The 21,189-nt window shown below is 67.8% G+C and carries 17 protein-coding genes and 1 tRNA gene; 10 read left to right on the top strand and 8 right to left on the bottom strand.

Going from position 1 to position 21,189, the window contains the following annotated elements:
- Positions 1-69: 69 nt before the first annotated feature.
- Entirely contained in the window at positions 70-1,647 is a 1,578-nt protein-coding gene (locus NWF22_RS24480) for a hypothetical protein (protein ID WP_160903817.1), read from the bottom strand.
- Between the two features lie 486 nt (positions 1,648-2,133).
- Between NWF22_RS24480 and pflB the strand changes: the two genes are divergently transcribed.
- On the top strand, positions 2,134-4,413 hold the full coding sequence (pflB, locus tag NWF22_RS07585; RefSeq protein WP_160903816.1) for a formate C-acetyltransferase: 2,280 nt from the start codon (positions 2,134-2,136) through the stop codon (positions 4,411-4,413).
- Positions 4,414-4,445: 32 nt separating this feature from the next.
- A complete protein-coding gene (pflA, locus tag NWF22_RS07580; RefSeq protein WP_233751777.1) occupies positions 4,446-5,222 on the top strand; it encodes a pyruvate formate-lyase-activating protein in 777 nt (258 codons plus the stop codon).
- 216 nt (positions 5,223-5,438) lie between these two features.
- On the opposite strand, the gene NWF22_RS07575 is transcribed toward pflA, so the two are convergent.
- Positions 5,439-5,509, bottom strand: a tRNA-Gly gene (locus NWF22_RS07575).
- A gap of 176 nt (positions 5,510-5,685) precedes the next feature.
- On the opposite strand from NWF22_RS07575, the gene NWF22_RS07570 reads away from it, so the two are divergent.
- From NWF22_RS07570 to NWF22_RS07560, 3 genes are all read left to right on the top strand, one after another.
- A complete protein-coding gene (locus NWF22_RS07570) occupies positions 5,686-6,474 on the top strand; it encodes an SDR family NAD(P)-dependent oxidoreductase (RefSeq protein WP_160903814.1) in 789 nt (262 codons plus the stop codon).
- Positions 6,475-6,553: 79 nt separating this feature from the next.
- Positions 6,554-7,183 (top strand): TetR family transcriptional regulator, encoded by a 630-nt coding sequence (locus NWF22_RS07565; protein ID WP_160903813.1) that lies wholly within the window; start codon positions 6,554-6,556, stop codon positions 7,181-7,183.
- A gap of 17 nt (positions 7,184-7,200) precedes the next feature.
- Entirely contained in the window at positions 7,201-7,989 is a 789-nt protein-coding gene (locus tag NWF22_RS07560) for an SDR family NAD(P)-dependent oxidoreductase (RefSeq protein ID WP_160903812.1), read from the top strand.
- 9 nt (positions 7,990-7,998) lie between these two features.
- On the opposite strand, the gene NWF22_RS07555 is transcribed toward NWF22_RS07560, so the two are convergent.
- Positions 7,999-9,471 (bottom strand): hypothetical protein, encoded by a 1,473-nt coding sequence (locus tag NWF22_RS07555; protein ID WP_160903811.1) that lies wholly within the window; start codon positions 9,469-9,471, stop codon positions 7,999-8,001.
- Positions 9,472-9,643: 172 nt separating this feature from the next.
- Here NWF22_RS07555 and dcd point away from each other — a divergent pair, with 172 nt between their 5' ends.
- The 4 genes from dcd (at position 9,644) to NWF22_RS07535 (ending at position 14,203) form a co-directional block, all read left to right on the top strand.
- Positions 9,644-10,219: a dCTP deaminase gene (gene dcd, locus NWF22_RS07550; RefSeq protein WP_160903810.1), complete on the top strand. Its 576-nt coding sequence runs from the start codon at positions 9,644-9,646 to the stop codon at positions 10,217-10,219.
- Between the two features lie 118 nt (positions 10,220-10,337).
- Positions 10,338-11,747, top strand: a complete 1,410-nt coding sequence (locus tag NWF22_RS07545; protein WP_160903809.1) for a UDP-glucose dehydrogenase family protein — start codon at positions 10,338-10,340, stop codon at positions 11,745-11,747.
- A gap of 95 nt (positions 11,748-11,842) precedes the next feature.
- Positions 11,843-13,309 (top strand): Hsp70 family protein, encoded by a 1,467-nt coding sequence (locus tag NWF22_RS07540; protein ID WP_160903808.1) that lies wholly within the window; start codon positions 11,843-11,845, stop codon positions 13,307-13,309.
- Between the two features lie 204 nt (positions 13,310-13,513).
- Positions 13,514-14,203 (top strand): hypothetical protein, encoded by a 690-nt coding sequence (locus NWF22_RS07535; protein WP_160903807.1) that lies wholly within the window; start codon positions 13,514-13,516, stop codon positions 14,201-14,203.
- A 17-nt stretch (positions 14,204-14,220) separates the two neighbouring features.
- On the opposite strand, the gene NWF22_RS07530 is transcribed toward NWF22_RS07535, so the two are convergent.
- Both NWF22_RS07530 and NWF22_RS07525 read right to left on the bottom strand, forming a co-directional pair.
- On the bottom strand, positions 14,221-15,009 hold the full coding sequence (locus NWF22_RS07530; RefSeq protein WP_160903806.1) for a MerR family transcriptional regulator: 789 nt from the start codon (positions 15,007-15,009) through the stop codon (positions 14,221-14,223).
- Positions 15,010-15,056: 47 nt separating this feature from the next.
- A complete protein-coding gene (locus tag NWF22_RS07525) occupies positions 15,057-15,632 on the bottom strand; it encodes a TetR/AcrR family transcriptional regulator (protein ID WP_160903805.1) in 576 nt (191 codons plus the stop codon).
- A gap of 96 nt (positions 15,633-15,728) precedes the next feature.
- On the opposite strand from NWF22_RS07525, the gene NWF22_RS07520 reads away from it, so the two are divergent.
- Positions 15,729-17,318: a DHA2 family efflux MFS transporter permease subunit gene (locus tag NWF22_RS07520; RefSeq protein WP_160903804.1), complete on the top strand. Its 1,590-nt coding sequence runs from the start codon at positions 15,729-15,731 to the stop codon at positions 17,316-17,318.
- Here the strand turns inward: NWF22_RS07520 and NWF22_RS07515 are convergent.
- From NWF22_RS07515 to NWF22_RS07505, 3 genes are read right to left on the bottom strand one after another with little or no spacing between them, the layout of a single operon-like run.
- On the bottom strand, positions 17,280-18,419 hold the full coding sequence (locus NWF22_RS07515) for a PDR/VanB family oxidoreductase (protein ID WP_160903803.1): 1,140 nt from the start codon (positions 18,417-18,419) through the stop codon (positions 17,280-17,282). The genes NWF22_RS07520 and NWF22_RS07515 overlap by 39 nt on opposite strands.
- A 4-nt stretch (positions 18,420-18,423) precedes the next feature.
- Positions 18,424-19,317, bottom strand: coding sequence for a metal-dependent hydrolase (locus NWF22_RS07510; RefSeq protein ID WP_160903802.1), 894 nt, complete (start codon positions 19,315-19,317; stop codon positions 18,424-18,426).
- 2 nt (positions 19,318-19,319) lie between these two features.
- Positions 19,320-21,107, bottom strand: coding sequence for an SDR family oxidoreductase (locus NWF22_RS07505; protein ID WP_160903801.1), 1,788 nt, complete (start codon positions 21,105-21,107; stop codon positions 19,320-19,322).
- Positions 21,108-21,189: the final 82 nt, after the last annotated feature.

Genomic DNA, 21,189 nt, shown 5'->3' with positions numbered 1-21,189 from the left:
CGCGCGTCATTCATCCGCACCGTGATGTTCTCCTAACGAGATGTACTCAATGGCTCTCTCGACCAACGGTCAGCCACTCGCACCGTCGGAGCCGTCGTCACCGGAGGCGCCTGAACTCCCCGCGCTACCCGTAGCACCGTTGGCGAAGGTGCCGGCACCGGCGCCGCCGCCGGCGCCCGCGCCGCCACCCTGACCACCGGCCGCGGCGCTGCCGCCCTCGCCGCCGGTGCCGCTGGTGCCGTCGCCGCCGAACACCCCTGCGTCACCGCCCGCGCCGCCCGCACCGCCGGGGCCGCCATCACCACCTTGGCCACCTTGGCCACCATTGCCGCCGTCACCGCCATCGCCGCCGAGGCCGCCAAAGTTCGCGTCGGCGTCCCCGCCGTCGCCGCCGTTGCCGCCATCTCCACCCGGAAGTCCGGCACTGCCGTCGCCGCCGTTGCCGCCCTCGCCGCCCTCGCCGCCGTCGCCACTGATCAGCCCGCCGCGGCCACCTTGGCCGCCCGCGCCGCCCGCAGCGCCGGTATTGCCCGCGATCCCGGTGCCGCCGTTGCCGCCGGTGCCGCCGTCGCCGCCAGTGGCGTACGCGACGCCGAAACCACCGTCGCCGCCGCTACCGCCGTCGCCACCGTCTGCGCCGGTTCCGCCGTTGCCCCCGGCGCCGCCATCTCCGCCGGTGGCGTATGAGCCGGTGGCCGAACCCTGACCGTTGCCACCGTCACCGCCGGCCTCGCCCGCGACGGTGCCCGGGTCGCCATCGCCACCGTTGGTTCCGGTCTCCTCGTCCGAATATGGGGTTCCGCCCGGCAGCGCGTACGTCGGATCACCGTCGGCGGCCTGCGTCGGCGTCGCGGCCACGGCATCAGCGGCCTCCGCCCCGTCTCCGCCGGAGCCGCCCGCACCCCCGATGCCGAACAGGAGTGCGGCGTTGCCGCCCTGACCGCCGTCACCACCGGCGACCATATCGAGGATCATCAACGCCGCCATAGCGCCGTCGCCACCATTACCGCCGTTGCCGCCGTTACCGAACAGCGCCCACCGCCCGGCGTCCCCGCCGTTTCCACCGTTGCTGCCGAGATATCCGTCGCCGCCGTCGCCGCCGTCGCCGAAGAAGGCCCCGCCGGTCCCGCCGGCACCGCCGTCCTGGCCCACAGCGGTGGCATCGCCGCCGTCGCCGCCGTCGCCGACCAGACCGGCCCGGCCGCCGGACCCGCCATTGGCTCCGTTACCGCCCTTGCCATACAGGAATCCGGCGTCGCCGCCGTTGCAGTCGGTGCCGGTGCAGTCTGCGGCGGCATCGATTCCATCGCCGATCAGCCAGCCACCGGGTCCGATCATCGGCGCATCGATCGTCGCACTGCCGTTGAACGGGAGAACCGCCGAGGCCCACGCCGCTGTCGATCTGTGTGGCGTTGCCGAGCAGTTCGCATTCCACCACGAACAGAAGGCACCCGGCGCTGCCAGCGGCACGCCGAGCGAGGCCGGCTGCACCGCGGGTGTCGTCGCGCCGTCGGCGGGTACGGTCACCTGCAGGACAGCGGCACCGACTATCGACGCGCCGGCCACTCCCGCGGTGAGGGCCGGGAGGGCATAGCCCAGCCGCCGAACAGGTCCCGCTTCTCGATGCTTGGCCTTGGTCGAAGTCATAATCGAAACTTCCGTTCGCCAGAACGCCGTCGCCGTCAGGTTCTGCGAATTACGCTAGGCCATTCACTACGTTCCCAAGACCGAAACGCGCCGTTTGTCTTACTCATGGCTGCGGACAGTCGCGTCTTTGGCGACAAGTCTGTTCGTTGAGCATCTGCTCTCGACGCGCCGGCGCGGTCGGGCTCGACCCCGTTGACGATCAAGCAGATGATGACGTCGGGGGCCGTCCTCCCTGAACCCGCGATCACAGAACTCGGCGCGTTCCCCAGCCCGGACTCCCGGCGAATCGACGGTGATCCGCGTCACCGATCCAGATCGGGGCCGTTGCCACCCGGACCGACCATGATGGCGGAGGTCGCGGCACAGGGGTCCTTGTACCCCTGTGCGCGTACCCGCCCCAGTCATATCGTTGGTGTAGTAGTCCACTGCCGCCAGCGTCGTCGGCCGGTCATCCGGGGAGAATCCATCTGACAAGGAGCACAGCTCATGACCGCTCATGCAGCCGACCGTCGCACCCCACCTGGCACAGATGACCCGCGCGGTATCGCATGGCGCGGTTTCACTCCCGGTGACTGGTGCGATGCGATCGATGTCCGGGACTTCATCCAACGCAACCACACGCCCTACGAGGGGGATGACTCGTTCCTGCGCGGACCCACCGCACGCACCGTCGAACTGTGGGAGAAGCTATCCGCGATGTTCCCGGAGGAACGCCGGAAAGGCGTCTACGACATAGATTTCCAGACGCCCGCTGCCATCACTGCGCACGGCCCCGGCTACATCGACCGGCACCGAGAGGTCATCGTCGGGTTGCAGACCGACGCACCGCTGAAACGGGCGATCATGCCCTTCGGCGGCTGGCGCATGGTGGTCAATGCACTTGAGACATATGGCTATCCGGTCGATCCGAATCTCGAGAAGGTCTTCACCGCATACCGCAAGACCCACAACGACGGCGTCTTCGACGTCTACCCACCAGCGGTGCGCGCCGCACGCGCGAACCACATCGTCACCGGACTTCCCGACGCCTACGGGCGTGGGCGGATCATCGGCGACTACCGGCGCGTCGCCCTCTACGGCGTCGATGCCCTGATCGAAGGCAAGAAGATCGATCGCCTCGAACTGGACATGGAGCGCTCGACCTCCGAGGTCATCCGCGACCGTGAGGAGAACTCCGAGCAGATCGCCGCACTCGGGGAGCTCAAGCAGATGGCGTCGGCCTACGGCTTCGACATCTCCGGTCCCGCGACCAATGCGCGAGAAGCAGTGCAGTGGATGTACTTCGGCTATCTCGCTGCGGTCAAGGAGCAGAATGGCGCCGCGATGTCGCTCGGCCGCACCTCGACGTTCGTCGATGTGTTCATCGAGCGTGATCTCGCGGAGAACACGTTGTCGGAAACCGAGGCGCAGGAGATCATCGACGATTTCGTCATCAAATTGCGCATCGTGCGGTTCCTGCGGACCCCGGAATACGATGCCCTGTTCTCCGGTGACCCGACCTGGGTGACCGAGACAATCGGCGGGATGGGCGAGGACGGCCGCGCGCTCGTGACCCGGACATCGTTTCGATATCTGCAGACGCTCTACAACCTGGGACCGGCGCCCGAGCCGAACATGACCGTGTTCTGGTCGGATCGGCTTCCGCAGGGGTTCAAGGAGTTCTGCGCCCGGGTCTCGATCGACACCTCGGCCATCCAGTACGAGTCCGACGACCTCATCCGTGACTGCTGGGGTGACGACTCCGCGATCGCCTGCTGTGTGTCGGCCATGGAGGTCGGCAAGCAGATGCAGTTCTTCGGTGCCCGGGTGAATCTGGCGAAAGCTCTGCTCTATGCGATCAACGGTGGCCGTGACGAGTTGTCCGGCAAGCAGGTCGCCCTTGCGTCGGCGCCGGTGGAGGGCGATGTTCTCGACTACGCCACGGTGATGGCGGCCTATGACAGGCTGCTGGACTGGCTGGCCGAAACCTATGTGGATGCCCTCAACTGCATCCACTACATGCACGACAAGTACGCCTATGAGCGGCTGGAGATGGCGCTGCACGACCGTGACATCCTCCGCACGATGGCATGCGGCGTCGCCGGGCTGTCGGTGGCCGCCGACTCCCTCTCGGCGATCAAGTACGCCACCGTGACTCCTGTCCGGGACGACTCGGGTCTCGTCGTCGACTATCGGGTGAGTGGCGAGTTTCCTTGTTACGGAAACGATGACGACCGCGCCGACGAGATCGCGGTGGATCTCGTAGGCCGATTCATGGACAAGGTGCGGCGCCAGCCGACCTACCGCAACGCGACCCACACCCAGTCGGTGCTGACGATCACCTCGAACGTGGTCTACGGCAAGCACACCGGCAACACCCCGGATGGGCGGCGTATGGGTGAGCCGTTCGCGCCCGGGGCCAACCCGATGAACGGTCGCGACGTGCACGGTGTGATGGCCTCCGCGCTGTCGGTGGCCAAGCTGCCCTACTCCCAGGCACAGGACGGAATCTCACTGACCACCTCGATCGTGCCGGAGGGGCTCGGGCGCACTGCGACCGAGCAGGTGACGAATCTGGTGGGCATTCTCGATGCGTACATGGTGTCGCGGGGATTCCACGTGAACATCAACGTGCTCAGCCGGGAGGTGTTGACGGACGCGATGGAGCATCCGGAGAAATACCCGCAGTTGACGATCCGGGTATCCGGATATGCCGTGAACTTCGTCCGCCTGACCCGTGAGCAGCAGCTCGACGTCCTCTCCCGCACCTTCCACGCCGGGCTGTAGGGATGCCGGTGACACGGCCGGACTCACCCCCGATGCAGGTCGCGGACCGGGAGGTCGCCGCGAGCGCACAGATCTCCGATCACCAGGTGGGATCGATTCATTCGTGGGATCTGTCCACCGCCGTCGACGGCCCCGGCACCAGGATGACGTTGTTCATGGCCGGCTGCGGAATGCGTTGCCAGTACTGTCAGAATCCCGACTCGTGGCGGATGGCCGACGGTGTCCGGCACACCGTGGACGAGGTGATGGAACGGGTGCTCCGCTATCGGACCGTCATGCAGGTCACCGGCGGCGGACTGACGATCTCCGGGGGAGAACCGCTCCTGCAGACGCGGTTCGTGATGAACGTCATCCGGCGCTGCCACGAGCTCGATATCCACACCGCACTGGACACCTCCGGTCTGTTCGGTGCCCGTCTGCACGACGTGGATCTCGACCTGGTGGATCTGGTTCTGCTCGACATCAAGTCGGGCCTGCCGGAGACGTATCGGCGGGTGACCGGCCGGCAGCTGCAGCCCACCCTCGACTTCGCGCGCCGGCTGTCCGACCGGGGGCGGCCGATGTGGATTCGCTTCGTGCTGGTCCCGGGGCTCACCGATGACGTGGACAACGTCGAGGCGATCGCAGATCTGGTGGCCGGTCTCGACGGTGTCGAACGTCTTGAGGTGCTGCCTTTTCATCAGCTGGGGCGCGAGAAGTGGGTTGCCACCGGTGAGCCCTACTTGTTGGAGGACACCCGGGCGCCGAGCGTGGACCTGCTCGCGCGTGTCCACGAGCAGTTCGCCGCTCGCGGCATCACCGTCGTCTGAGGCGCGGCCCGCCGCCGTTCTGTCGGTCGGCTGTGACTTCCATACGGCGCGCAAGACGTCACCTTCATCTTCGACGACGATCCGATGCCCCGATTTGCCCACGCGATGAGTGTTCACGCGGGTCTGATATTCCGTCCCCGACTTCGCCTGCGGCCCCGAATCGCCCCAGGTACCGCGGAAGCCACAGTCAAATAGCTCTGACCTGGGCTTTCTCGGAGCCGATGACGGGAATCGAACCCGCGTATTCAGCTTGGGAAGCTGATGTTCTGCCATTGAACTACATCGGCGTGCGAGCCGAGACTCGCGATCGACAGCGTAGCAAACGGGTCGAAGTGCGGTGATGTCGGCGCCCCGATGGATGGTGTGACGGATCGCTCGGTGGCGGAGCGGCCGTTCGGCAGACGTGGGGTGCGGGTCGGTTCCATACTCAACTGACCGCACCTGCCCGACAAAGGAGTCACGCGTGGATTACCGCGACAAGACCGTCCTGATCACCGGCGCCAGTGGAGGTATCGGCGCCGCATTTGCGAGGGCGCTCGCCGCCCGCGGATCGCACGTCATCCTGGTCGCGCGCAATGAGGCCAAGCTCAAAGAGCTCGCCACCGACCTGCACGACAGCCACGGCATACGTGCGGAATACCTGGCGGCGGATCTGTCGGAGCCCTGCGCTTCCGACGACGTCGTCGAGGAGATCGACCGGCGGGGACTCAGTGTGGACATCCTGATCAACAATGCCGGGGTCGGCATGCACTCCGATTTCGCGGACTCGGATCCGGCGCGGATTCGTCGGGAGGTCGCACTCAATGTCGGGGTGCTCACCGACCTCGCCGCCGTCTACATGTCGCGGATGACACAGCAGGGCACCGGCGCGATCATCAACGTGGCGAGTGTCGCTGCCTTCCAACCGGTCCCACACTTGGCCGTCTACGCGGCCAGCAAGGCGTATGTCCTGTCGCTCAGTGAGGCACTGTGGTGGGAGGGGAAACAGCACGGGGTCAAGGTGCTCGCCGTGTGTCCGGGCGCGACCGACACCGGGTTCTTCGAGGCGGCCGGCGCCAACGCCGACTCCGTCGGACCGCGACGGTCCACGAGTCAGGTGGTCAACACCGCGCTGCGGGCGCTCGAGGCGGGCAAGCCCAGCGTTGTGGACGGGCTCTACAACGCGGTGGCCGTCGCCATCAGCCAGGTCGTACCGCGTCGACTCGCGCTTGCCGTTGCCGAACTGGCGGTCCGGGCCAGCGGCCAGGGCTGAGCAGGAGAAACCGCCGAAACAATGGGTAAACCTACCGGAAGGTTTGTAAAAACCGACCGGCAGGTTTATTATTGGGATCGTGAGTCCTGCGCAACCATCCACGGCGAAGGGTGTCGCGACCCGGGCCCGATTGCTCGAGGTGGCTGCCGTCGGATTCGCCGAAAAAGGCTATTCGGCAACGAAATTCAGTGAACTCATCACTGCCTCCGGCCTCACCAAGGGGGCGTTCTACTTCTACTTCCCATCCAAGGCGGCGTTGGCCGCGGCCGTGATCGCCGACCAGGAACGCCGATGGGTCGAGCAGGTGGAGTGTCGGGTGTTGGCACACCCGACGCCGACCGAGCAACTGGCCGACCTGCTGCCGGCGATGCTCGATCTGCTCGAGCGCGAACCCGGCGCCTGGAGTGTGGTGCGGTTGGCCAACGAGCTCGGGGCCGACGACGTGCTGGAGGACGTGACCCAACCGACCGAGGCGTGGGTGGAGTTGCTCACCGGCATCATTCGCGCCGGCCAGCAGACGCGAGAATTCCGTGCCGAACTCGACGCCGAGGGGCTGGCGACGGTCCTGGTGGGCGCCTTCCATGGCATCAAGGGCCTCGTCGACGTCGGCACACCCGCCGACCGTGGCCCGCAGCTGGCCCGGCACGCCGACATCCTCGCCGACCTGGCGTTCGCCGGCCTCGGCATCCTCCACCATCCGACACCCTGACCGACAGGAGCGACCCGATGGACTATCGGGACAAGACCGCATTGATCACCGGCGCCAGCGGCGGCATCGGCGCCGAGTTCGCACACACGTTGGCGGCCGAAGGATCTCACCTGATCCTCGTGGCCCGCAGCGAGGACAAGCTCGCCGCACTCGCCGACGAACTGGCCGCTCGGCACGGCATTCGTGTCGAGGTCATCCCAGCCGACCTGTCCCTGCCAGGCGCGGCCGAAACCCTGATCACCGAGGTGGACAAGCGAGACCTGACCGTCGACATGCTGATCAACAACGCCGGTTTCGGCACACACGGCGACCTCGTCGACGCCGACCCCGGTCGCATCAGCGACGAGGTGGCGCTCAACGTCGCCACCCTGACCGACCTCACCACGGTCTACTTCCAGCGGATGGCCCACCGTGGCGTCGGTGCCATCGTCAATGTGGCCAGTACCGCTGGGTTCCAACCGATCCCACACATGGCCGTCTACGGCGCCACGAAGGCCTACGTCCTGTCGTTGAGTGAGGCGCTGTGGTGGGAGGGCCGACAGCTCGGCGTGAAGGTTCTCGCACTGTGCCCGGGGGCGACCGATACCGATTTCTTCGACGTGGCCGGCTCCGCGGATGCGGCCGTCGGCGCGCGGCGCACGACGCGGCAGGTGGTCGACACCGCGCTGCGTGCGCTGGACGGCGGCAAACCTAGCGTGGTCGACGGGGTGCCGAACCGGATCATGGCCGCGTCGAACCGCTTTGCGCCGCGCCGACTGGTGCTGGCGATCACCGAGCGGGCGGTGCGGCCGCGCCGCCGCGCCTGATTGCGCGCATCACCACCGCGCAGCCGACACCGGCACCCGATTTGTCGACGCCTTCGGTGCGGCCGGGCGCGTGTCCTCGGCGAGACACATCGAACGCAACACGTTGTGGTACACGACGAGTCCGTACAGGTTGGGTGCGCCGAGGAGACCGGTGGACTTCGGGATCATGTCGGCGGTGATGCCGGCGTCGGGGAACAAATCGTTGAGCAGAGCCGCGGCAGGGTCCACCCCGCCCTGGGACCAGGCCAACTCGACCATGTGCGCGGCCAACGCGTAGGCGTAGTACGCCGCGGTCAGCGTCTTGGTCACCGACAGGTCGGCGATCGGTACCGTCGCGGCGAAGTCGTCACCCTGATTGCGGTTGTGGCTCAATCCGATCACCACGTCGAGGGGCGCGCCACCGACGTACGGGATCAGCACGCCGATCTGAGAGATGACGTATTCGGCGGTGTTGTAGTCGGCGGGATCGGCCGGGATGAGGTTCTGATGTACTCGGGTCTGCTGCATCCACTGCCGCACATCGTCGCCCATCGCAGCGATCCGGCGATCGGTCGCCGCGTCGGAGGTAATCGACTGGAGGTACGTCGAGGTCCGCTCGACGATCCGCGACAGCGGCAAGGTGCCGATCGCGGGGCACGTCTCCGGGTCGGCGAGGTCCACCTGATCGGCGATGTCGCGCAGCAGCGCGGGCACCGACCCGGTGAAACGGAGATCCTTGACAGCCTTGCCCGCGTTCTCCTTCTCCGAGCGGGACACCGAGACGATGCACGCATCGATCAGACGCGCACTGACGGCCTGGTACACCTGCGTCGCGGCGAATACCCCGAGCAGGATCGGCAGGGTGATCAGGGTGCCGACGCTGATCGGCCCGGCCACGGTCGCGATCGACGGCACGGTCCGACGGGCGATCGTCAAGGGCACCATCACTGTCACATATAGGTACAGCCACACCGTCTCCACGGCCTGCGCGACGGTCAGGTTCTCCACTGGGATCGCCTCGGTCGCATCACCCTCGCGCACGTTGAGCAACTGGGTCACGATCCACTGCGAGATCGGATCCCGATAGGTCATGATCGGGCTCTCGTCGTCGGCGCCCATGTCATAGGGGTGATTGGAGACCGCGAGCTTCGAGATCCGCAGTCCCTGCATGTCCCGATGGGCCCGCGCTTTGATCGACGGGGCCCGTTTCTGCATCTCGGGTGGCATCGTCGGTAGCAGAGAATCAAAGATCGCGTCGTAGACGGCCCCGAACGTCGCGAACCGTGAGCCGACGCACTCCTCGGGCTCGTCCCTGGCGTCCGCAGGCCGCGGACTCGCCGTGGACGGCGAGACCGGGGCGGCCGACGCCACTGCGCCGACACCGCGTTCGGCACCGAAGGACACCGTGACCGCGGTCACCACCAGCATGACAACCGCGACCACCAGCGCGCGTCGGCGCGCACGACCATCGACCACCAAACCGAAACCCCCACGCCCGCGCATCTACCTCTGCCACCTGTGTCTCGCACACATCACGCGCTGATCACGTGACAGTCACGCGGGTCACTGTAAAAGAGGATTCGGGCGGTTGGCCATGCTTCGGGCAGATTCGCATCTGGTTCGACAGCCGGCGGTCATCGGTCGTTCACCAACCCGCGTCGGCTAACCTCACAGCGTGCTCCTCTCCGACCGCGACATCCGCGCCGAGATCGCCGACGGACGGTTGGCGCTCGAGCCGTTCGATCCCGCCTTGGTGCAGCCGTCCAGCGTGGATGTGCGGCTGGATCGGCTCTTCCGGGTCTTCAACAACACGAAGTACACCCACATCGATCCGGCGCAGCGTCAGGACGAACTGACCTCTCTCGTCGAACCCGCCGAGGGTGAGCCGTTCGTGCTGCATCCGGGAGAGTTCGTGCTCGGCTCCACCCTGGAGGTCTGCAGCCTGCCCGACGACCTCGCCGGGCGGCTGGAGGGCAAGTCATCGCTGGGTCGGCTGGGACTGCTCACCCACTCGACGGCGGGCTTCATCGACCCGGGCTTCTCCGGCCACATCACCCTGGAGTTGTCGAACGTCGCCAACCTCCCGATCACCCTCTGGCCCGGGATGAAGATCGGCCAGCTCTGTCTCATCAGACTGTCGAGCCCGGCCGAACACCCCTACGGCAGCTCGTCGGTCGGCTCGAAATACCAGGGGCAGCGCGGACCGACGCCGTCACGCGCCTATCTGAACTTCACGCGACCCGCCGACTGACGGCGCAGCGTCCGATTCTGATCGCATTCACCTTCGACTTTCCGTGTTCACCCGCTCGATCGGGGCGGGTCACGTCGCCGTAGCGTCAAGGACGGAAACCCCGCGTACCCAAAGAGTCATGAAGCTGACTGTGATCGGGTGCGGCTACCTCGGAGCCACCCACGCGGCCTGCATGGCCGAGTTGGGACACGACGTGCTGGGTGTGGACGTCGACGCGGAAAAGGTGGCCCGTCTGCAGGCCGGCGAGGTGCCGTTCTTCGAACCCGGCCTGTCCGACGTGCTGCGTCGCAACCTGGCCGCGGGACGGCTGCGTTTCACCACCGACCACCGCGAGGCCGCCGACTTCGCGTCCGTGCACTTCCTCGGCGTCGGCACCCCGCAGCTGCGTCGCGGATACGGCGTCGACCTCTCGCATGTCGAAGCGGCCGTCGACGCGTTGACGCCGCTGGTCCGCGGCGAACACCTCATCATCGGCAAGTCGACGGTGCCGGTGGGTACCGCGGCGGCGCTCGCGCAGCGGATCGCGGTGCTCGCCGCGCCCGATGCACACATCGAGCTCGTGTGGAGCCCGGAGTTCCTGCGGGAGGGGTTCGCCGTCGAGGACACCCTCGACCCGGACCGCCTGGTGCTGGGCACCGATCCCAACCGCGCCGACGGCCCGGCCGCACAGGTGCTCGGCGAGATCTACCGCGAGATCCTCGCTTCCGGTGTCCCGTTCATCCAGACCGACTGGGCAACAGCGGAATTGGTCAAGGTATCGGCGAATGCCTTCCTGGCCACCAAGATCTCGTTCATCAACGCGGTCAGCGAGATCTGTGAGAACGTCGGCGCCGACGTCTCCACACTGGCCGACGCGATCGGCTACGACAACCGCATCGGTCGCCGATTCCTCAACGCCGGACTGGGTTTCGGTGGTGGCTGCCTCCCCAAGGACATCCGCGGTTTCCTGGCCCGCGCGGACGAGGTCGGCGCCGGTCGGGCACTGCGATTCCTGCGCGAGGTCGACGCCATCAACACCCGTCGCCGCGCGGCGCTCGTCGACCTGGTGGCCGAGGCGGTCGGCGGGGACGTGCTGGGCGCCAACATCGCCATCCTGGGCGCGGCCTTCAAACCGGAGAGCGACGACGTCCGCGACTCGCCCGCACTCAATGTCGCCGGCCAGCTGTCGCTGCGCGGGGCGACGGTGACCGTTTTCGACCCGAAGGCGACCGCCAACTCGCGTCGTCTCTACCCGACGCTGGAGTACGCAGACTCCGCGGTGCACGCCTGCGATCAGGCCGACGCGGTCGTGGTGGCGACCGAATGGGCCGAGTTCGTGCACATGCTGCCCGAGGAACTGTCCGACGTCGTGCGGGCCCGGGTCATCGTGGACGGTCGGCGTTGCCTCGACGCGGCAGCGTGGCAGGCGGCCGGATGGCAGCTGCATGCCCTGGGCGGGCCGATGCGGCCAACGGTCTCGCACTTTCCGACCGACCCGACCCCGGGCGCCGATCCCGTCGCCCCGGAGATCGCCCGACCGCGCGCCTGAGGCCGTCATGTTAGTGTCGTGACCGCACGTCATCTCGAGCGACATCGCCGAGGCGGGCACGCGGGGGAATCTACGGACGCAGGGCATCGGATCGGATGACAGACGACTCGACGGATGGCGATCGGTCGGTCGACGCGACCACCGACTTCGACGAACGTCCACTCGCCCCATCTCTACTCGGGGCCATCGCGGCCCGGCACGCGGCGCGCGGTATCCCGGCCGATCGGCCGTTCCTCGTGCTCGATGTACGCCCCGGTGGCCTGCGGGTGGGGCTCGCCGACCCGCGACTCGAATCGGTGACCGGCGACCGCGTCGCCCCGGGTATCCGCCCGGCGGTGCTCGACCAACTGCTCGCCGATCATCTCGTGCGCACCGGTCGCATCGCCGAGCCGACCAGCGATGAGTGGACCGCGGAGGTACTCGACCTCGCCGAGCGAGCCCGCGTTCGCCTGTCCACCTCCGACGCCACCTTCATCATGGGTCGCGAGCATGTCCGGTTTGTTCGGGTAGCTCGACGCGACCTGGACGAAGCTGCCGAGTCCCTGACCGATCAAGTCGCCGGGCTCTGCGACGAGGTCGCCCGAACCGCTACCGAACCGGTGACGTCGGTGGTGCTCGTGGCGGGACACCAGTTGTGGCCGGGGCTGCCCACGGCGCTCGCCGCCCGCGTCTCGATGCCCGTCCTCGGGATCGGCTCCGACGACGACACGCCTCACGACGCCCTGCCCACGGCGCCTGCCGGCCCCGAGGTCGGCGGCTCGGTACCCCCGGCGGTCACCGAGACGCCGCGGGCGAACTCGATGACATCAGCGTTCCGCGACACCGGGCGCGACGCCGAACCCGTTGCGGTGGTACCCGTCGCGCAGCCCTCGCAGTCGGGCGACTTCCCGGCCGCCTGGATCGACGATGTGACGACGCCGATCACCGAGCCGATCGCCGTGGTGACGGCAGCGCAGGATCGGGCCGGCGCGCCGGCGGACGACCCCGGTGCGCCGGTTGTTCACCCACATTCCGCGAATGTCGAAGCGGCGACCGCTGCCGTCGACGACCCGTATCTGCTCGACGCGCCCGTCACGCCCGTAGATCCGGCACCGCGAACGGTCGTGGACGCGGGGCCGCCCCCGCCCCCGAGCGGCTACGATCCGCGTGAGTGGGCGTTCGAGCCGACCGGCGCCGAGCGACCCGTATCCGTTCGACAAGCCCGGCCGCGCATACCGAAACGCTTGTTCGCGGGCGTGGGCGCCGCCGGTGTGGTCGCCGTGATCGCCGTGACGGTCGCCGTCGCCGTCACCGGTGCAGAGCCCCAGGATCGATCGGCCGCATCGCCGGCCGCCACACAGACCGTCGTCGATGGGCCACCGCCGGACTACGCCGACCCGGCCGACGTGGTGGATGCCGGGGTCGCAGCGGCACGCTACACGCCGCCTCCGCCGCCGCCACCGACCACCACCAGCGAGCCCACACAGCAGCAGCAGAATCAGCCGCGTCCGAGGCCGCGGCCGCGTCAGCGGGTCATCCCCAATCCGATTCCTGGTCTGCCGCCGATCATCCTGCCCGGCTGACCGAGTGCACCGTCGGGCGTGTGCTGCGGGTTTGTTCGGACTGTGTGCTGTCGAGTTGCGTGTTACCGTCGGGTTTCCGGCAGGTTCGGACACCCGAGCTGCCGGGCCGGTTGATCGATGATCAGGGTGTCCTGACATTTGGAGAACCGGCAACCAGCCGGCATGCGTTCCGGACATGCTCGATACCGCAGGGCATCAGGTCCGATGAGAGATCTCCCAGCAACCCTCGGTCGTGACACCGCCACGACGACCGACGATCCCCCGCGACGCCCGCTCGAACCCGGCCGTCGCGTAGGCCGGCATCGAGACGATACGACGATCGCGCGTGCGGAGCTGTCGCCGGAGTGGCCGGACGATGGTCCGATCCCGAGTGATCACCCGCTGCCCGAGCGGATCGCGACCCTGCCGCCGGAACGTCGGGGTCGTTCGCGGAAGAAGATGGCGAAACCCCTGGTGGCGCTCGGAATCGTCACGGTCTGCGCGATCATCGGGATCGGAGCTGCGCTCGTCGTCGCGGGGGTCATCGCGTTCTTCGCCGGCGACAACGCGGACAATCCGGACGGACTGTCCGCATTCATCGACGGCGCACAGCGCTCGGCTCCGGCACAACCCGCCGGTCCGGCGACCGGCGCTGCCGATCGCCTCGACCCGACACAACTGGCCGATGCCCGGCAGCCGGCGGCACGGTATGTCCCACCGCCACCACCGCAGCAGACGTATTCAACCCCGGATTCGACGCCGGGTGGGCCACCGGCACAGCGTCGTCCGCAGGACCGGCAGGCGACTCCGCCGCCGCCACCGGCCCCACCCCCGATCCCGGTTCCGCCGCCACCTCAGCAGCGGACCATCCCCAATCCGATTCCCGGGCTGCCGCCGATCGTCATACCGTTCTGACGCGGGAGGCCGGCTCCTCAGGGTTCCGAGGTCACCGCGGGGGTGTCCGAGGAATCGCCGGCGGATGCGCGTGCCCGGTTCAGGTATTCACTGAGTTGTCGGGCGAGGTCGCGATCCAACGCGCGGTCGAGGGCGTTGTGCGCCGACACCGAGCCGGCGCGTCGTAGTTCGCCCAGAAGTTCTGTCGCCCAATCAGATTCGGCAGTCGTTTGCGGCAGCCAACCGTCTTCGTGCCCTTCGGTGACCGCACGCCGACCCGCGGAGATGACGATGGTGGCGACGGCCGACATCTGGTGGTCGAGATGGCCGTGCACATCCAGGATGCCGCTGAGGGGGAGTCCGAGTTTCACCAGCCGGCCGTAGGCGGAGACGGTTTCCTGATCGAGGACGACGTAGCGGTCGGGCGGATCGCCCGGGCCATCGGGTTCGACCAGCCCGTACTCGGCGAGCCGCTCGTAGTGGGCGGGGTTGCCCGAGTTGAGCAGGTTCCGCAGGTCGTCGGCGGACACCGTGGTCGAGGTGGCCGTGGACCAGGGCTCGGAGACCAGTTCCTCGAGTCCGAGGACCTTCGCCAGGTTCTCGCCGCGTTGCAGTCCGGAGAGGAACTCACCGATGTGACGGATGGTGAAGCCGCGTTTGAGTAGATCGTTGATCACCTTGAGGCGCGCCAGGTGGGCGTCGGTGTAGATCGCGATGCGGCCGCGACGCAGGGGCCGCGGCAGTAGGCCGCGGTCCTGATAGCCGCGGACATTGCGGGTGGTGGTGCCGGCGGCGCGCGCGAGATCGTCGATCCGGTATTCGGTCATCGCGACATTCTCCCAGATGGTGCGCCATTTCCGACGCGGGACACTGGTCAGGCTCGGATTCCTCGTGCGATCAGATCGAGCAGCTGGGCGTAGTTGACCGACGGATCGAGGAATGGGGGATGCGAGGCGGCCAATTCGAGGCTCACCGCACCGTGCACGCACGCCCACACCTGTCCGGCGAGTACGTACGGATCGCCGGCCATGATGATCGCGGCCGCCTGACCGTAGCGGATGATGTCGGCGAGCACCTCGAACGCCTCGGCCGCCACGTCGTCGTCGGGGTGGCATTCGGTGGAGAACATCAACTCGTAGAGGCGGGGATTGGCGAGCGCGAACTCACGGTAGCGGCGTCCGCTGGCCAGCAGACGCGCGGCGGGGTCGGCCTCGGTGGCCGCGATCTGGGAGCCGAACTCCCCGAAGCCGTCGGTGACCACCGCGTCGAGCAGTCCGTCTTTGCCGTCGAAGTGGTTGTACACCCCCATCGGTGCGACACCGGCCTCGGTGGCCACCGCGCGCACTGTCAGCGCGGCGGCCCCGTCGCGCTCGAGGAGTCGGCGACCCGCGGCAATGAGGTTGGCGCGGACCTCGGTCGCCGGGGTCCGGGAGTTCTTCGTCGGAGACATGTTGACAACTCTACTAGCACAGCGTTCTACTTGAGTAGAACAACGTGCCACAACAGTATGACGATGTCCTAATAATCCTCGTGAAGGAGAAGCCTCATGCGTACTCGCTGGTGGGCCCTGGCGGCCCTGTGCTTTGCCGAGTTGTTGGTGATGGTCGACAACACGATCGTCAACGTCGCGCTGCCGACCATGGCGCGTGACCTCGATGCCGGGATCTCCGGGTTGCAGTGGATCGTCGACGCCTACACCCTGGTGTTCGCCGGTCTGCTGCTGACCGGCGGCTACCTCGGTGACCGGTTCGGGCATCGGCGGATGTTGCTGAGCGGCATCGTCGGATTCGCCGGTGTGTCTGCGCTGGCGGCGTCGTCGCAGACGCTCGGGCAGTTGATCGCGGCGCGGGCCGGGCTGGGTCTGTTCGCCGCGCTGGTGTTCCCGGCGACGCTGGCGATCATCGTGTCGATCTTCGTCGAGTCGCGTGAACGTGCTGCAGCCGTGGGTATCTGGGCGGCGACGTCCGGTGTGGCGGTGGCTGTCGGTCCGGTGCTGGGCGGTTGGTTGCTCGAGCACTATGCCTGGTCGTCGGTGTTCTGGGTGAATCTCCCGGTGGCCGCGATCGCGGTGGTTGCCATCGTGGCAGTGGTTCCCGGTACCCGGCCCGAGCGTGTCTCGCGGTTCGACTTCGTCGGGCTCGGGCTGTCGGTGATCGGTCTCGGGCTGCTGACGTATTCGGTGATCGAGGGACCGCACCTCGGATGGACCGATCCGCGCACGATCGGTGGCCTCGCCATCGCCGTCGGTGCGCTCGGCCTGTTCGGCCGGCGGGAACTGACCATCGATCACCCGATCCTCGACGTCCGGTTGTTCGCCAACCGGCATTTCGCCACCGCCGCGGGCATGATCAGCGTCGCGTTCTTCGCGCTGTTCGGATTCATCTTCCTGATCACCCAGTTCTTCCAGGCGGTGCAGGGCTACGGCCCACTGGAGGCGGGCCTGCGGACCCTCCCGTTCGCGGTGGTGATGGCGGTGTTCTCGCCGGTCGCGATGGCGCTGTCGCACCGTTTCGGTCCGCGCCCGGTCGCTGTCGGCGGTGCGGTGCTGATGTCCGGTGGGTTTGCGCTGGTGGAGATCTCGTCGCGGACGTCGGGATACTGGGAACTGATCATCTGGTCGATGTCGCTGATGGCGATGGGGCTGGCGTTCATCTCCGGGCCGTGCACCCAGGTCATCATGGATGCGTTGACCCCGGCGCAGGCCGGCGCCGGCTCGGCGGTCAACGACACGACCCGCGAGATCGGCGGCACCCTCGGCGTCGCGGTGCTGGGGTCGGTGTTGACCTCGGTCTACACCTCCGGGGTGGGCGAGCGACTCGCCGCGCTCGGGCTTCCACAGGCGGTGACCGGGGTCGCCGAGGAGTCGGTGATGGCCGGTGTCGAGGTGGCGCGTCAGGCGCCGGCGGCCGTCGGTGCACAACTGCAGATCGCGGTGCAGGAGGTCTTTGTCGACGGACTGCACAGCGCGGTGTGGGTCGCTGTCGCGATCACCGCGGCCGCAGCCCTCGCGGCGGCCTATCTGCTGCGCGGTGCGCCTGTCGCTCCCCCGGCGCCGGGCGAGGGTCGGTCATCGGCCGAACCCGCGGGCGCCGCCGGCCTACAGGTCGAGCGTGAGGTCACCGCCGGAACTGCGTGAGACACACGTCAGGAAAGCGCCCGCTGCGCGCTCGGGCTCGGTGAGGATGTTGTCGCGGTGATCGGCGTCGCCGGCCAGCATCCTCACCTTGCAGGTGCCGCAGAATCCTTGCCGGCAGGAGTACGGCACCGACGGAATCTCCCGGCGCAGTGCCGCCAGCGCCGTCTCGTCGGCGGCCACCGGAATCCGGCGGCCGGTCGACGCGAGGGTGATCGTGAACGGCTCGCCGTTGTCCACCGGCGGTGGGCTGAATCGCTCGTAGTGCAGCTCGATGTCGCGTCGATCGGCGAGATGGGCCCAGAGCGCCTCCAGTATCGGCACCGGACCGCAGCAGTACACCGCCAGTCCGGAAGGCGTGCAGCCGGTTTCGGGGTCCACCGATCCCAGCAGGGCGTCCATGGTCGGCAGTCCGTGTTCATCGTCGGTCCGGATCTGGACTCGATCGCCGAAGCGCGCGAGTTCGTCGATGAACGGGATCGACTCCCGGCTCCGGCCGGTGTATATCATCGACCAGTCGAGTCCGAACCGGTCGGCGGCAGCCATCATCGGCAGGATCGGGGTGATGCCGATGCCGGCGGCGATGAAGCGGACCGATCGGGCCGGCGATCCGTGGCCCGGTATGGACAGTGGAAAAGCGTTGCGCGGACCCTTGATCGACACCTCGGTGCCCACGGTCAGCGTGTCGTGGACCTCGATCGACCCGCCGCCGCCGTCCGGGATGCGGCGGACCGCGATGCGGTAGTGAAGCCGGTCGGCCGGGTCGCCGCACAGCGAGTACTCGCGCATGCGGCCGGACGGCAACAGCAGATCGAGATGGGCGCCGGGATGCCAGCGCGCCAGCGGACCGCCGTCGGGCGCGCCGAAGGTCAGCGCGACCACATTCTCGTCCTCGGCCACCATCGTTCGGTCCACGACCCGAAGGACGGTGACCCCGTCGTCGGTGGCCGGTACGTGTAGCGGCGCCAGCGGACGCCAGAACGGCCACCACATCTTCGCGATCAGGGTGCCGACGCGCAGCAGCGGATCGTGACGCCACCGGCCGTAGAGGTGCGGTGGGGGAGAGGTCATCTCCGTGCTGTGCGGGTGTGCGCGCTGATTCATCGGTTCAGCCCGCGTTGCGCGCAGCCGGTGAGGCCGCGAGGTAGGCGACCGCTTGCGCGGTACTACCGATCTCGTTGGGATGGAAGCCCGGTCGGAAGTAGCTGAAAGTGGCCAGCACGATCTTGCGCATCTTGGGTAGCACCCCGGCGCGCACCCCGCGATGGTAGTGGTACTGACGCTGAAAGAAGTTGTACCGCACCGTCGGGTCCTGGCGCATGATGTAGCGGAAGCCCCGATTGATCAGCAGTAGCAGGATCGGTAGCACCACCAGCATGGCGCGGCCGCGTCGCAGGTAGCTGTCGCCGAAGTAGACGGCCACCTCGTGTGCCACCGCGCGGTGCTCGACCTCCTCGGCGCCATGCCAGGTGAACAGATCGGTCATGCCGGGATCTGCGCCGGATTCCACCCAGGAGTTGTTGAGTGCGAAATCGCCGAGGATGGCGGTGTAGTGCTCGAGAGCCGCGATCAACCACAGCCGCTCCACGAGGTGCTTCTGCCGGGCGACGGGGGTCCCGGAGTCCCTGGGGCCCAGCACCTTGCGGAAAATCCACTCCATCTGCCGCTGATAGGGGCGGGGATCGATCCCGCGGGTGTCGAGGAACGCCCAGAGGACATGGTCGTGGGCTTCGGCGTGCATGGCCTCTTGTCCGATGAAACCGCGCATCGTCGCGGCGAGTTCGTCATCGGCGACCAGGGGCAGTGCCTCGTTGTAGGTCTGTACGAACCACCGTTCTCCCTCCGGCAGCAGCAGATTGAGCACGCTGATGAAATTGGATGCCACCGGATGGTCGGGAATCCAGTGCAGCGGGGTCTCGGACCAGTCGAACGTGACGTTGCGCGCGTGCAATTCGACCGGACCCGGATCGGAGCCGTCGACGTCGAGAGGTTGGCCGCTCATGGTTACCCCACCACCTTCTGACGCGCGCCGAGCCGCGACAGCCATGGTGTGAATCGATAGATGCGGTAGCCGATCTTGGCCTCAGGGGTGACCGGGACGACCGCCTTGTTGCCGATGATGGCATCGACGATCTCGCGCGCCACCCGGTCGGGTGTGAATCCGCGGCGCCGGTACAGGCCGTCGAGTCGTCGGCGTTCGGTTTCCTCCTCGGCGGCGGGCAGGCCCGCGATCGGCGTGGCACTGACGATGTGCGTGTCGACGATGCCGGGACAGATCGCCGAGACCCCGATCCGATGCTCGCCGAGCTCGGCGCGCAACGACTCCGAGAACAACAGCACGCCCGCCTTCGAGGCGGAGTAGAGCCCGAGTGACCGCTGGGGTGTGAACGCCGCCGCCGACGACACGTTCACGATGTGCCCGCCGATCCCGCGTTCCGCCATCAGCCGACCGAATACGCGGCTGCCGGAGATGACCCCGCGCAGGTTCACGCCGAGCAACCGGTCGACCTGCTCGTCGGTGGCGGCCAGGACGCTTCCGGCCAGACCGATTCCGGCGTTGTTGATCACGATGTCGGGGGTGCCGTGTCGATCACGCACGGACTCGGCGAAGGCGGCCAGCGCACCGACGTCGGCGACGTCGAGCTCGTAGGGCGAGGCCTGCGTGCCCAATGCCTTGCTCTGCCGGGCCGTCTCGTCCGCGCCGGCGAGATCGATGTCGGCGAGGATCAGTTCACATCCCTGTTCGGCCAGGGCGAAGGCGGTCTCGCGGCCGATGCCGCTGCCGGCGCCGGTGATCACAGCCAGTTTCCCCGACAACGGGTGTGGCGTGCCGAAGACGCGGGTGCGGTCCACCCGCGCGGCGATGGCCGGCGTCGAACGCGACGCATGGGTCGCGATGAAGTCGGATGCGCTGCGCACCAAGTGATCCGGGTTGGTGTAGGGCAGCCAGTGACCGGTCGGGGTGCTGCGCCGCCACAACCGCTGGGTATAGCGGTGGGTGTCGTCGAAGATCGCCGGGCGCAGCGCGATGTCGCGCTCGTTGACCAACTCGAGTGTCGGTACCGAGGTCGGCCGGGTGCGCGGGTCGGCCAGCTTGGCACGGATATTCGCGCGGTACAGCCGGAGCCCGGAGATCATGTCGGCGCGCAGGGTGTCGCCGACGATGACATTCGCCCGCGGCGTGCCCTCGATCAGATGCAGGAATTCGCGCCACAACGTCGGTGACCCGGCGACGCCGAAGAACAGCCGCGGTACTACCGGCAGCTGGAAGAACACCGTATACGCCGAGGAACCAGCCTGTGCCAGCACGTCCTTCACGTGCCGCGGGGTGGGGCGCGACAGACTCTTGCGTGCCCACGCGCCCAGCTGATCCAGGTTGGGGCCCGACACCGACACGAATGAGGCGATCCGACTCTCAGCCCCGGGCTGTGTCACCGCTTCCCACGCCTGCACCGACCCCCAATCGTGCCCGACCACATGGATCGGTCGTTCCGGGCTCACCGCCTCGCCGACCGCGAACAGGTCGTCGGCGAGTGCATCGAGCCGGTAGGCGGCGTCGCCCTCGGGACGGTCGCTCTCACCGAAACCGCGGCAGTCATAGGCGACGACATGGAAGTCGCGGGCCAGCGCCGGCGCGACATGGGTCCACAGATGGTGCGTGTCGGGCCAGCCGTGCACCAGCAGGACCGTGGGGCGGTGCTCGCCGCTGTCGTCGGCGGCCGACCCGGCCACTTCGAAGACGGCCAGCGACACGCCGCCGTTGCGGACCCATTGCTTACGCCAATCGACCATGCGACTCCCCTTCGAGACGATCGAATGGTTGTAGACGTTACCAAGCGTCACACCAATGGGTCCAGGGTTGTGTGTGACGAAG

This window comes from Gordonia mangrovi (assembly GCF_024734075.1).
In the GTDB taxonomy this organism is placed as follows: domain Bacteria; phylum Actinomycetota; class Actinomycetes; order Mycobacteriales; family Mycobacteriaceae; genus Gordonia; species Gordonia mangrovi.
This window is presented reverse-complemented; position numbering and strand designations above follow the sequence as displayed.

Coding starts and splice junctions, on each gene's coding strand:
- NWF22_RS07540 (WP_160903808.1), top strand. CDS start 11,843: ATGACAGACGACTCGACGGATGGCGATCGGTCGGTCGACGCGACCACC.
- NWF22_RS07510 (WP_160903802.1), bottom strand. CDS start 19,317: ATGAGCGGCCAACCTCTCGACGTCGACGGCTCCGATCCGGGTCCGGTC.
- NWF22_RS07545 (WP_160903809.1), top strand. CDS start 10,338: ATGAAGCTGACTGTGATCGGGTGCGGCTACCTCGGAGCCACCCACGCG.
- NWF22_RS07560 (WP_160903812.1), top strand. CDS start 7,201: ATGGACTATCGGGACAAGACCGCATTGATCACCGGCGCCAGCGGCGGC.
- NWF22_RS07515 (WP_160903803.1), bottom strand. CDS start 18,419: ATGAATCAGCGCGCACACCCGCACAGCACGGAGATGACCTCTCCCCCA.
- NWF22_RS07505 (WP_160903801.1), bottom strand. CDS start 21,107: ATGGTCGATTGGCGTAAGCAATGGGTCCGCAACGGCGGCGTGTCGCTG.
- NWF22_RS07520 (WP_160903804.1), top strand. CDS start 15,729: ATGCGTACTCGCTGGTGGGCCCTGGCGGCCCTGTGCTTTGCCGAGTTG.
- pflB (WP_160903816.1), top strand. CDS start 2,134: ATGACCGCTCATGCAGCCGACCGTCGCACCCCACCTGGCACAGATGAC.
- NWF22_RS07555 (WP_160903811.1), bottom strand. CDS start 9,471: ATGCGCGGGCGTGGGGGTTTCGGTTTGGTGGTCGATGGTCGTGCGCGC.
- pflA (WP_233751777.1), top strand. CDS start 4,446: ATGCAGGTCGCGGACCGGGAGGTCGCCGCGAGCGCACAGATCTCCGAT.
- NWF22_RS07530 (WP_160903806.1), bottom strand. CDS start 15,009: ATGACCGAATACCGGATCGACGATCTCGCGCGCGCCGCCGGCACCACC.
- NWF22_RS07535 (WP_160903807.1), top strand. CDS start 13,514: ATGAGAGATCTCCCAGCAACCCTCGGTCGTGACACCGCCACGACGACC.
- NWF22_RS07525 (WP_160903805.1), bottom strand. CDS start 15,632: ATGTCTCCGACGAAGAACTCCCGGACCCCGGCGACCGAGGTCCGCGCC.
- NWF22_RS24480 (WP_160903817.1), bottom strand. CDS start 1,647: ATGACTTCGACCAAGGCCAAGCATCGAGAAGCGGGACCTGTTCGGCGG.